This window comes from Actinomadura chibensis NBRC 106107 (assembly GCF_001552135.1).
In the GTDB taxonomy this organism is placed as follows: Bacteria; Actinomycetota; Actinomycetes; order Streptosporangiales; family Streptosporangiaceae; genus Spirillospora; species Spirillospora chibensis.
Window position 1 is genome coordinate 1 of sequence record NZ_BCQP01000047.1, and the last position, 11,727, is coordinate 11,727.

The 11,727-nt window shown below is 70.7% G+C and carries 9 protein-coding genes and 1 pseudogene; 7 read left to right on the forward strand and 3 right to left on the reverse strand.

Annotated features, from left to right (window positions below; genetic code table 11):
• Nucleotides 1–535 precede the first annotated feature (535 nt).
• From ACH01S_RS26400 to ACH01S_RS26420, 5 genes are all read left to right on the forward strand, one after another.
• Entirely contained in the window at nt 536–1,825 is a 1,290-nt protein-coding gene (locus tag ACH01S_RS26400; RefSeq protein ID WP_067896998.1) for a GGDEF domain-containing protein, read from the forward strand.
• 50 nt (nt 1,826–1,875) lie between these two features.
• Nucleotides 1,876–3,540: an energy-dependent translational throttle protein EttA gene (gene ettA / locus ACH01S_RS26405; RefSeq protein ID WP_067897000.1), complete on the forward strand. Its 1,665-nt coding sequence runs from the start codon at nt 1,876–1,878 to the stop codon at nt 3,538–3,540.
• 99 nt (nt 3,541–3,639) lie between these two features.
• Nucleotides 3,640–4,077, forward strand: a complete 438-nt coding sequence (locus ACH01S_RS26410; RefSeq protein WP_067897001.1) for an acyl-CoA thioesterase — start codon at nt 3,640–3,642, stop codon at nt 4,075–4,077.
• Nucleotides 4,074–4,667: a GNAT family N-acetyltransferase gene (locus ACH01S_RS26415; RefSeq protein ID WP_067897004.1), complete on the forward strand. Its 594-nt coding sequence runs from the start codon at nt 4,074–4,076 to the stop codon at nt 4,665–4,667. The genes ACH01S_RS26410 and ACH01S_RS26415 overlap by 4 nt, the downstream gene beginning before the upstream one ends.
• A 544-nt stretch (nt 4,668–5,211) precedes the next feature.
• Nucleotides 5,212–6,618, forward strand: a complete 1,407-nt coding sequence (locus tag ACH01S_RS26420) for a S28 family serine protease (RefSeq protein WP_218010404.1) — start codon at nt 5,212–5,214, stop codon at nt 6,616–6,618.
• Between the two features lie 418 nt (nt 6,619–7,036).
• On the opposite strand, the pseudogene ACH01S_RS26425 reads toward ACH01S_RS26420, so the two are convergent.
• The 3 genes and pseudogenes from ACH01S_RS26425 to ACH01S_RS26435 all read right to left on the reverse strand — a co-directional run.
• Nucleotides 7,037–7,402: pseudogene (locus tag ACH01S_RS26425) on the reverse strand (globin); the annotation flags it as partial.
• 73 nt (nt 7,403–7,475) lie between these two features.
• Nucleotides 7,476–8,471 (reverse strand): mechanosensitive ion channel family protein, encoded by a 996-nt coding sequence (locus ACH01S_RS26430; RefSeq protein WP_067897018.1) that lies wholly within the window; start codon nt 8,469–8,471, stop codon nt 7,476–7,478.
• 257 nt (nt 8,472–8,728) lie between these two features.
• Nucleotides 8,729–9,010, reverse strand: coding sequence for a hypothetical protein (locus tag ACH01S_RS26435; protein WP_067897020.1), 282 nt, complete (start codon nt 9,008–9,010; stop codon nt 8,729–8,731).
• Nucleotides 9,011–9,447: 437 nt separating this feature from the next.
• On the opposite strand from ACH01S_RS26435, the gene ACH01S_RS26440 reads away from it, so the two are divergent.
• Together ACH01S_RS26440 and ACH01S_RS26445 are read left to right on the forward strand one after the other, a co-directional pair.
• Entirely contained in the window at nt 9,448–11,094 is a 1,647-nt protein-coding gene (locus tag ACH01S_RS26440) for an NsdA family TPR-like regulatory protein (protein WP_067897023.1), read from the forward strand.
• A 6-nt stretch (nt 11,095–11,100) separates the two neighbouring features.
• A complete protein-coding gene (locus ACH01S_RS26445) occupies nt 11,101–11,712 on the forward strand; it encodes a GNAT family N-acetyltransferase (protein ID WP_067897024.1) in 612 nt (203 codons plus the stop codon).
• The last annotated feature ends 15 nt before the right edge of the window (nt 11,713–11,727 follow it).

Here is an 11,727-nt window from a genome sequence, read left to right on the forward strand (position 1 = left end):
TGGCCGAGCATGCGGCTGACCCACCTCGGGCAGGTGCCGACGACTAGGTCCGGACGTCTCGGCCGAGCATGGACCGGCCCACACGCGGTAACGGCGGTGGCCTCGGCGGCGGTGGCTGAGCGGGTGGTGGCTGAGCGGGTGGTGGTGTCGGGGGCTGGGGACTGGAGGTTTTCCGGCAGGTGGGAAGGGCGCCCGGCCTTCGAGGGGTCGGCGGGGCGCGGGCCGGGCCGGTGGGCCCTGAGGGGGGAAGTGGGGGGAGGTGTTTCTCCGGGGAGCGGGGGCGTGGCCGGCAGTGGTTCGGCTGCCGGTCGGCGCCCCCGCACCGTCGGGGTTCTGCGGCCTGGTCAGATCCAGGAAACGCCGCGCATGGTGTATCCCCCTCAGGATGTGCCGGGGACCGCGACTCCGCGGTCCCTGATGCGGGGCGACCTCGGCGGTCACCCGCATGTGCGTTCCCGAACGTACCTGTTTCACGCCCCTTCCGCACACGTTGCAACTATCGTGTTACACAACGTGATGCGCGTAAGGGGGAAGGATGACGGCAGTGCAGTCGTCCGCCGAGGACCGTGGTGGGGAGCTGGCCCGCAGGCCCAGGCGCCGGGCGCTTCTGGGGCGTCCGCCCCTGCTCCTGGTCTACGTTCCGGTGGTCGTCGCCGTCCATCTGGGGCTGATCGCCGGGGGGCTGGTCGAGACGCCGTTCCGGATCGGCGACGTGACGACGTTCGCGGCCCTCCTCGCGTGCAGCGCGGTGTGCATCGAGGCGTCCCGGCGGCTCGGCATGCCCGCCGGGGTCGCGCGCGACCTGCTGTCGGCGTGGTGGCTGCCGGTGGCGCTGCTGCTCCCGCCGGTGTACTCGCTGCTGCTGCCGGTGCCGCTCCAGGCGCTGCTGCAGTTCCGGGTGCGGCGGACGCTGATCTACCGGCGGGTGCTGGTCGCGGCGGCGTACGGGATCGCCGGGGCGGGGGCGTCCGGCGTGTTCCACCTGGTGGTGCCGGAGCCGTTAGAGGGGGCGCGCGACTGGGTCGTCGACGGGTATCCGGGCATCCCGGCGGCGGTCGGGTGCGCCGCGCTGTTCACCGTGGTGAACACCGCGATCGTCGCGATCGCCGCGCACGCGGCCAACCCGGAGAGCCGCTGGCGCGACGTCCTCTGGACGCGCGAGATCCTCCTGCTGGACGTGGTCGAGCTGTGCGTCGGCATCCTCGTCGCGATCACGAGCGCGCTGTCGCTCGGCCTGCTCCTCCTCGCGCTGCCCCCGGTCGTCCTGCTGCAGCGGAGCCTGATGCACCAGCAGCTCCAGGCCGCCGCCCGGACCGACGCCAAGACCGGCCTGCTCAACGCCTCGGCGTGGCAGCGCGAGGCCGACACCGAGCTGTCCCGCGCCCAGCGCACCCACGACGCCGTCGCCCTCCTGCTGATCGACATCGACCACTTCAAGCGCGTCAACGACACCCACGGCCACCTCATGGGCGACCAAGTGCTCGTCGGGGTGGCGAGCACGCTCTGCCACCAGCTCCGCGACTACGACGTCGTCGGGAGGTTCGGCGGCGAGGAGTTCGTGGTCCTCCTCCCCGGCGCCGACACCGTGGAGGCGTGCCGGGTGGCCGAGCGGCTCCGCGGCCGGGTGCGGCGCCTCGCCGTCCCGGCGGAGGAGGGCACGGTGACGGTCACGGTGTCCGTCGGCGTCGCGCTGTTCCGCACCCACGGCGAAGACCTGCTGGAGCTGATGGCCGCCGCCGACCTGGCGCTGTACCGTGCCAAGTCGTCCGGCCGCGACCGCGTGTGCCTCCCCGCCCTCGACGGCCCCCCGGCCCCCACCGCCTAACCTCCCGCGACGCGACGAAGCGGTGCCCGCGACCCTCTAGGCTTGACGATATGGCCGAGTACATCTACACGATGCAGCGTGTGCGCAAGGCACATGGCGACAAGGTCGTCCTCGACGACGTCACCCTGCACTTCCTCCCCGGCGCGAAGATCGGCGTCCTGGGACCGAACGGCACCGGTAAGTCGACGCTGCTCCGCATGATGGCCGGTCTGGAGCAGCCGTCCAACGGCGACGCGCGCCTCATGCCCGGGTACACGGTCGGCATGCTCCAGCAGGAGCCCCCGCTGAACGAGGAGAAGACCGTCCTCGGGAACGTGCAGGAGGGCGTCGCCGAGACCAAGGCGATGATCGACCGCTTCAACGAGATCGCCGAGAAGATGGCGACGGACTACTCCGACGAGCTCATGGAGGAGATGGGCAAGCTCCAGGAGCAGCTCGACCACCGCAACGCGTGGGACCTCGACAGCCAGCTCGAACAGGCCATGGACGCGCTCCGCTGCCCGCCCGGCGACGCCGACGTGACCAAGCTGTCGGGCGGTGAGCGCCGCCGCGTCGCGCTGTGCAAACTCCTCCTCGAAGCGCCCGACCTGCTTCTGCTGGACGAGCCCACCAACCACCTCGACGCCGAGAGCGTCCAGTGGCTGGAGCAGTTCCTCGCCAAGTACGAGGGCACCGTCCTGGCCGTCACCCACGACCGCTACTTCCTCGACAACGTCGCCACGTGGATCCTGGAGCTCGACCGGGGCCGCTGCTACCCGTACGAGGGCAACTACTCCACCTACCTGGAGAAGAAGGCCGACCGCCTCAAGGTCGAGGGCAACAAGGACGCCAAGCGCAAGAAGCGCCTCCAGGACGAGCTGGAGTGGGTCCGGTCCAACCCCAAGGCCCGCCAGACGAAGAGCAAGGCCCGCCTGGAGCGGTACGAGGAGATGGCCGCCGAGGCCGCCAAGACCCGCAAGCTCGACTTCGAGGAGATCCAGATCCCGCCGGGCCCCCGCCTCGGCAACACGGTGATCGTCGCGGACAAGCTGACGAAGGGCTTCGAGGACCGCGTCCTCATGGACGACCTGTCCTTCAACCTCCCGCCGAACGGCATCGTCGGCGTCATCGGCCCGAACGGCGTCGGCAAGACCACGCTGTTCCGGATGATCGTCGGCGAGGAGCGGCCGGACGCGGGCGAACTGCGGCTCGGCGAGACCGTCAAGGTCTCCTACGTCGACCAGGGCCGCGGCGGCATCGACCCCAAGAAGACGGTCTGGCAGGTCGTGTCGGACGGTCTCGACCACATCAACGTGGGCCAGGTCGAGATGCCGTCCCGCGCCTACGTCGCCGCGTTCGGGTTCAAGGGCCCCGACCAGCAGAAGCCGTCCGGCGTCCTGTCCGGCGGGGAGCGCAACCGGCTCAACCTGGCGCTCACCCTCAAGCTGGGCGGCAACGTCCTGCTGCTGGACGAGCCGACCAACGACCTCGACACCGAGACCCTGTCCAGCCTGGAGAACGCCCTCCTGGAGTTCCCCGGCTGCGCCGTGATCACCTCGCACGACCGGTGGTTCCTCGACCGCATCGCGACGCACATCCTCGCGTGGGAAGAGGGCTCGAACTGGTTCTGGTTCGAGGGCAACTTCGCCGACTACGAGAAGAACAAGATCGAGCGCCTCGGCGCCGACGCGGCCCGTCCGCACCGCGTGACGCACCGCAAGCTCACCCGCGACTGATCCGCCCGCCCCGCGGGCGCGCCGGGCGCGCCCGCGGGGACGGAACCTACTGCGGGTAACATCGGGCCGAACCGGTTTCCCGTACCCCCAGGCGAGGACATGCAGCAGACCGACCTGCCCGAGGCCGAGTACCGGCACGTCTACGAGTTCCACATCCGGTTCGGCGACATCGACTCCCAGGGCCACGTGAACAACGTCAAGTTCCTCGGCTACCTGGAGGACGCCCGGCTGGAGATGTTCCACGGCGACCCGGTGCGCAAGGGGGAGCAGCCGGTCCGCGGCATGGTCATCTCGCGGCACGAGATCGACTACCGGCTGCCGCTGCTGCCGACCGTCTACCCGATCCGGGTCGAGTCGTGGGTGACCGAGGCCCGCGCCGCGTCGTTCAAGCTGGCCTACGAGGTGCGGGACGACGACAACGTCTACGCCGAGGCGACGTCCACCCTCGTCGCGTTCGACCCGGAGACGAACCGGCTGCGCCGCTTCACCCCGGCGGAGCGGGAGTTCATCGGGCGCTACCTGGCGCCGGGCGCATGACCGCGCTGGCGGGGACGCCGCCCCGGCTCGGCCGCGTCCGGTCGGAGGTGCGGCTCCGCGTCGTCCAGATGGCGGACGCCGAGGCGCTCGCCGCGCTGTACGCGGAGAACCGCGACTACCTGCGCCCCTGGGAGCCGGTCCGGGGCGACGCGTACTTCACCGTCGACGGCCAGCGCGACAACCTCCAGCACCTGGTCGAGGCGTACGCGACGGGCGAGATGTGGCCCGGCGTGATCCTGCTGGAGGGCGAGATCGCCGGACGGATCACGCTCAACAACGTCCTGCGCGGCCCCCTGCAGAGCTGCTTCCTCGGCTACTGGGTGGCGCGCGCGCACGCCGGACGCGGCGTCGCGACCGAGGCGGTGCGCCTCGCCCTGGACGTCGCCTTCGGCGACCTCCGGCTCCACCGCGTCGAGGCGTTCACGAGGGTCGACAACCACGCGTCGCAGCGCGTCCTGGAACGGAACGGCTTCACCGTCGTGGGCACGGCCCGCCGCCACATCCACCTGGACGGCCGCTGGCACGACGAACGCTTCTACGAACGCCTGGCCCCCTGGGACGACGGCATAACCCCCACCCCACCCACCTAACCGCCCCACGACCACCCCACCACCCAGCACCACCACCCCACCCCCGCTCGCCGCCTGCTTGTGCGCCGTCCGCTTGTGCGCCGTCCGCCTGTGCCGTCCGCCCGTGTGCTGTTCGCCTGTGCGCTGTTCGCCCGTGTGCTGTTCGCCTGTTCGCCTGTTCGCCTGTGTTGTCCCCCCGCGCTTTTCGCCTGTGCGCTGGCCATCCGTGTGCTGTCTGACCGCGTGCTCTCCGCCCGGTGTACGTCCGCCCGTGGGCTGTTCGGTCGTCTGCAGTTGGGTCGTGTGCAGTTTGGTCGTGCGGTGTTCGCCCGTGCGGTGTTCGGTCGTGTGCTGTTCGGTTGGGCGGGTTCGGTTTGGCGGCGCTCCGCGTTCGGGTGGGCGCTGGGTGCTGTGGGCGGGTGGGGCGTGACAACTGACCTGTCACGGATAGGTAACAAGCGCAACAGCAATCCGTTTTCGGCACCCTTCTCCCTCTAAGGTCGCGACGCGAATGTGGAGAACCCACGCGAAAGGGGCACTAATGCGGCGCGTCTCACGAGGAGCGATGGCACTGCTGCTCGCCGCCGGAATGACCGGGGCGGGCGTCACGGCGGCGCAGGCGGGCACCACGCAGGCGAGCCCGGCCCAGCGGGGAACGGCCCAGGCCGTCGACATCCTTGATCAGCTCAAGGCGATTCCCGGAATGCAGGTGACGGAGAAGACCTCGTCACTGCCCGGCTACCGTTGGTTCTGGCTCGAATACCGGCAGCCCGTGGACCACCGGAAGCCGCGCGGGCAATGGTTCGAGCAGCGCATCATGCTGCAGCACAAGGCGTCCGACCGGCCGATGGTGCTCTACACCAGCGGTTACAACACGCCGGAGACGATGTTCACGGCCGAGCCGACCGCGCTCGTCGACGGGAACCAGATCTCCGTGGAGTACCGGTACTTCACGCCGTCCCGTCCCGAGCCCGCGGACTGGTCGAAGGACGACATCTGGCAGGCCGCCACCGACGAGCACCGCCTCATCGGCGCGCTGAAGAGGATTTACAAGGGCAAGTGGATTTCGACGGGCGCCAGCAAGGGCGGCATGACCGCCGTCTACCACAAGCGCTTCTACCCGCGTGACGTGGACGGAAGCGTCGTGTACGTGGCCCCCAACGACGTGAACAACAACGACGACCACGCCTACGACGACTTCTTCAAGAAGGTCGGCACCGACCCGCAATGCCGCGCCCATGTCAAGGCGCTCGCCCGCGAGTTCCTGAAGCGCCGTCCCGCCATGCTCAAGCGCTTCAAGGCCGCCGCCGACGAGGGCGGCTGGACGTTCAACATCCTGCGCACGCAAGATCGCGCGTTCGAGAACTCGGTAATGGACTACGAGTGGGCGTTCTGGCAGTACAGCCTGCAGTCCGACTGCGCGTCGCTGCCCGCGGTGAACGCGTCCGACGACGACATCTACCAGACGCTCGACACCATTTCCGGGCTCTCTTTCTACAGCGACCAGGGACTCCAGCCCTACATTCCGTACTACTACCAGGCGGGCACCCAGCTCGGCTGGCCCACGCCGCAGTTCAAGAACCTGCGCCCGCTGCTGCGCTACGAGAGCAGCTACCAGCCGCGCACGTACGTCCCGCGTGACATTCCGATGCGGTTCGACGGCGGAAAGGCGATGCGCGACATCGACCGCTGGGTGCGCGGAAACGCCAACCACATGCTGTTCCTCTACGGCTCGAACGACCCGTGGGGCTCCGAGCCGTTCCGCCTCGGGCACGGCAGCCGCGACTCGGCCGTCTACGTCGCGCCCGGCATGAACCACAGCGCCCGCCTGATCGACAAGCTCACCGCGGACCAGAAGGCGAAGGCCATCGCCTCCCTCAAGCGCTGGGCCGGTGTCGAGGCGGGCACGCAGTCGCTGAAGGCCGCCCCGGCGGCCGACGACCCGCTGCAGCTCCAGCGCCCGCCGCTGTAGCCCCGGAAGGCCGGTAGCGGAACCCGCGGTGTGCCCGGCCCGTGCGTTGACCCCTGGCACGGGCCCGGCACACCGTGCCGCTTTCTCGGCCGCCTCAGCAGCAGGCACAGGCGAGCCGGAGCGCGGCGGCCCAGTGCAAGTCGAAGCCCGTCCGCGTGGAGGCTAGAGCGCGTCCGCCTGAGCCGGAGCCCGTTCATGTGGGAGCCGGAGCGGCGTCCGGTGGAAGCCGAAGCGCGTGCGCGTGGAGGCCGGAGGGCGTCCGGGCGGGAGCCGGAGCGCGTTCGCGTGTGAGCTGAATAGCGTCCGCGTAGAGGCCGGAGGGCGTCCGCGTGGGGGCCCGAGGGCGTGCGCGGGCTAGCGGCGGCTTCGCGTGTGGGCGGAAGCCCGCGTCCGCGTTCGGGTCGGGCTAGCGGGCTGACGGGGCGTTGACGAGGCTCTGGGCGGCCATCGTGAAGTAGTTCCAGAGCTGCCGCTCCAGGGGCTCGGGCAGCTTCAGCTCCTCGACGGCGACCCGCATGTGGCGCAGCCAGGCGTCCCGCTGGGCCTCGTCGATCACGAAGGGGACGTGCCGCATCCGCAGCCGCGGATGCCCGCGCCGCTGGCTGTAGGTCGACGGTCCGCCCCAGTACTGGATCAGGAACAGCCGGAGCCGCTCCTCGGCGGGGCCGAGGTCTTCCTCGGGGTAGAGGGCGCGGAGGTCGGGGTCGTCCGCGACGCCCTGGTAGAAGCGGTGCACCAGGCGATGGAAGGTCTCCTCGCCGCCGACCGCCTCATAGAAGGTCACCTGTTCAGCCATAGCGCTCCCCACCCTATGCGAGACCCCGCGCGGACCGCGGCCGGGTTCGGATCTTGACCGGCTACGGCGCCGGGGTGGCGACCGTCACGCCCGCCTCGTCGAACGACCGCTTGACCCGTTCGCGCAGCTCACGCGCCACGTCGCCCTGCCTGCCCGGCGCCGTCTTCAGCACGACGCGGATCACGAGCGCGTCCCCGGCGAGCGCCTGCACGCCCCACACCGACGGCTCCTCCAGGACGAGGTCGTTCCACGGCCCGTCCGCGGCCATCTCGTCGGCGGTGTTCTGCAGGATCTCCTTGACCTTCTCGGTGTCCTCGTGGATGTCGACCGGGATGTCGAGGACGGCGCGGCCCCAGTTCTGCGACTCGTTCCCGACCTTCTTGATCTCGCCGTTCGGGACGTACCAGACGACGCCGTTCACGTCCCGCATCCGCGTGACCCGCAGCGTGACCGCCTCGACCGTGCCTTTGGCGCCGCCCACGTCGATGATGTCGCCGACGCCGTACTGGTCTTCGAGCAGCATGAACAGCCCGGCGAGGAAGTCCTTGACGATGTTCTGCGCGCCGAACCCGACGGCGACCCCGATGACGCTCGCGCTGGCCAGGATCGGCGCGATGTTGAGGCCGATGGAGCCGAGGATGCTGAACGCCGCCGTCCCCATGATCACGATGGACGCGATCGAGCGCAGCACCGAGCCGAGCGTCTGCGCCCGCTGCGCCCGCCGCTTGTTGAGCAGGACGGGGTTGCCGTCGAAGACCGTCCGGGAGCGCTCCCGGACCTTCTCCGCCATCGTCCCCTCGGCCATCTGCATCGTGACCTTGCTGATCATCCGGTGCGCGAGGTTGCGCACGATCAGCGCGATCACGAAAGTCAGGATGATCTTGGAGAGGGTGCCCAGCGGGGCGTCGAGCCAGTCCGCGTAGAACTTCGTGAACCCGCTGTTGTGCGAGATGTTCCAGACGAGCCTGCACGCGGTGGTCGGCGTCGAGTCGCCGCACGCTGCCTCAGGGGTGCCGTCCTGCGCCCACGGCAGCATCGGAGCGACGGCGAGTGACATACGAAGGACCCTCCCCGGCCATTGTGGTGCCTGGACACCGCACCGTGCCCCCGGCGGGTACGAGCCTGATCGTAGGGGACGTATCCGACCGGTTCGTACTTACGTCGGGGATGGTCACGGCTGGCCGGGGAGGGTTGGTCCGGTGGGCGCGCCCCTGCCGCGCCCGCGACCGCCGCGCTGTCTCCAGCCGCGGGGCGCGGGGCGCGCCCGGTCTCCGGGACGTTCCGGCGGCCGCCGGAACGCCGGTGCCCCCCGGGTCAGTGCCGCAGCGGCTGCAGGACGTGCGCCAGCTTCAGGGCGGCGCCGCCGACGTCGTCCACCCGGTGCATCCGCTCGCCCCACGACCACCAGAAGTAGTGGTCCTTGGTCTCGGGGGCGGGGGCGCACGTCACGTCCTCCGCGAGGCTCGCGGCCTCCGGGTTCACGACCCGCAGGAACGCCGGGCCCGAACGGGTCCGGACGACGCGGGCGACGAGCCCCCGCGTGTCGAGCTCGTGCTCAAGCTGTTCGAGGTAGCCGACGCGTCTGTCGCTGACCACCTTCGCACCCCCTCCGTAGGCGAGCCCCGGCCGCGTTGCCGGGCGGGCTCCGCGAGCACCGACGAGTGACCGACCGGGGATCGACCGGCGCTCTACCGGTGATCGACTCTGTGGAGCCGTTCGGTCACTCGCGGCGAGAATTGCAACTCTCACGGTGCCCGGTCAAGTGACCCGGCGTCCGGCGGAGAACCGGATTACCCCACCTCAGGGGAAGTCTCCACCCCTACGGAGGAAGATTCTCTACCCACGGAGTGCGGGACCCATCCAGTACGTCACCACTTCCGCGGAATCGCTTGGCCCGCACTGTGACGAGGGTTACGCTGCGTGCGCGAGAGATTATCTCTCGTGGCCAACCACAATGACCGGTCGCCGTGGCCGGGACGAACGCCCTCCCCCCCGGGAAACGACGTCCCCGCCCGACGGTGGAGGAGGCCGGGATGTCGGATCCCCCCCGCAAGGAAACGGACGTGGCCCGCCGGATCCGCGCGCACGCCCTGGCCCGCGGCCGCGGGCCGGTCGAGATCGCGCAGGAGATCCACGAGGCGTGCGGGCCGCTGTTCGGCACCAGCCGGGTCAAGGCGCACCGCCTCGCCCACGGCGTCGCCCTCTCCGACATCGTCGCCCAGGTCAAGGCCCTCTACGAGGTGGACGGCAAGCCCCCGCCCCGGTTAGGCGAGACGCTCCTGTCCGCCTACGAGAGCGGCTACAAGCGCCCCGGCCCCGAGTACCTCCACTACCTGTGCGCCGTCTACCGGGTCGAGCCCGACGCGCTCGACTACCAGAGCCCCTGCATCTGCGGACGCGGTCACGCCGTCCGCGCGGGCGCCGGCAACGTCCCCCAGCCCCGGGTGTCCGAGCGGCGCCCGGCCCAAGACCCCGACGCGCTCGTCGGGGCCATCGTCCCCAGGTCCGGAGAGCGGCCCTGGGCGACGGTGACCGACCTCCGGGGCCCCGACCGCGCAGACGGCCCCCTGAACATTGATGTGGGAGAGGAGGACATCGTGCTTCGTAGGACCCTTCTGCAACTTCTGGCCGGAGCGGGCGTGGCGCTCGACGGTCAGTTCCTTGGGGCGGTCGACAACCTGCGCCGCAAGATGGACGACACCCTCGTCGGCGCGACCGTCTCGCCGACCATGCTCGACCAGTGGGAGGAGACCACTTACGGCTACGGCCAGCAGTACCAGGCCACCCCTTCCCTGCGCATGCTCTGCGACGTCCTGCTGGACTTCAGCGAGGTGCGGCGGATGTGCGACAAGCGGCAGCCGGTCGAGCTCCAGGAGCGGCTGTGCCGGATCGCGGCCCAGCTGTCCGGGCTGTCCGGCCTGATCATGATCAACCTCGGCGACCACCGGCTGGCGCGCTCGTTCTTCCGCACCGCGCGCACCGCCGCCGACGAGACCGGCGACCGGCAGCTGCGCGCCTGGGTGACCGTCCGGGAGTCGCTCGTCCCCATGTACTACGGCGACCCGCGCGAGGCGCTGCACCTCGCCCGCAAGGCGCAGGACCTCGCCGGCCGGACGCCCGGCGTCGCCGCCGCCATGGCCCCCGCCGTGGAGGCCCGCGCGCTCGGCATGCTCGCGATGCGCGGCCGCGGCGACGCCGCCCCGAGCGCCCGGCGCGCCCTCGTCCGCGGCCGCTCGGTCTTCGACCAGCTCTCCAAGACCGACACCGGCGACCTGGTGTACGGGTTCACCGACCGGCAGATGGCCTTCTACGAAGGCGACACCTTCACGAGCCTCGGCGACCACAAGCACGGCGACGAGGCGCTCAGCCACGCCCTCACCCTCTACTCGCCCACCGACCGCGTCGACCTCACCCTCGTCCGCCTCGACCGGGCCATGTGCAAACTCCACAGCGGCAACCCCGACGCCGCGCTCGCCGCCGGGCAGGAGGCCATCCACGACCTGCCGCCCGACCACCGGTCCGACATCCTCGTGCACCGCGCCCGCCAGATCGGCGCCGCCGTCTCCGCGAAACACGGCGAGATCCCCGGGCTGAAGGACTTCTACGAGGCCCTCTCCGGGCCCTTCGTGCAGAGTCCGACGCAGGGCCGCCCGTCCGTCCCGCCGTCCGAGCAGGTCTGACGCGGCATGGGCACGCCCGACAACGCCTCCTGGCCGGGCCACCCCGCCCGCACCCTCGTCCGGCTACGGGACGAGCCGCCCGAGTGGCGCTTCGGAGAACTCCGGCTGCGCCGCTACCACGCCTCCGACCACGGCGTCGTCCTCGCCCTGCACCGCGAGGGCCTGGCCCAGGTCGGCCTGCGCCCCGGCGACGGCGTCTACTACGACCACGACTTCTTCCGCATGGACGACATCTACCTCCGCAACGACGGCGAGTTCCTCGTCGGCGAGATCGACGGCGGCATCGTCGCGATGGGCGGCCTGCGCCGGGCCGACCTCGTCCCCGGCGGCCGCGCCCGCGCCTACGGCGGCTACGCCCCCGGCACCCCCGCGCTCGACGCCGCCGAAATGGTCCGGCTCCGCGTCCTGCCCGCACTGCAACGCCGCGGCTACGGAGCCGCGCTCGTCCAAGCCCTGGAAGAACGCGCCGTCGAATACGGCTACCGCGTCCTGCGCGCCGACACGACCGAACTCCAGGAGCCCGCCCTCGCCCTCTACCGCAAATTCGGCTGGACGGAGACCCGCCGCGAGACCATCGGCGGCATCGTCAACATCTACATCGAGAAACCGCTCCGTTGAACACCTGAGCCGCGG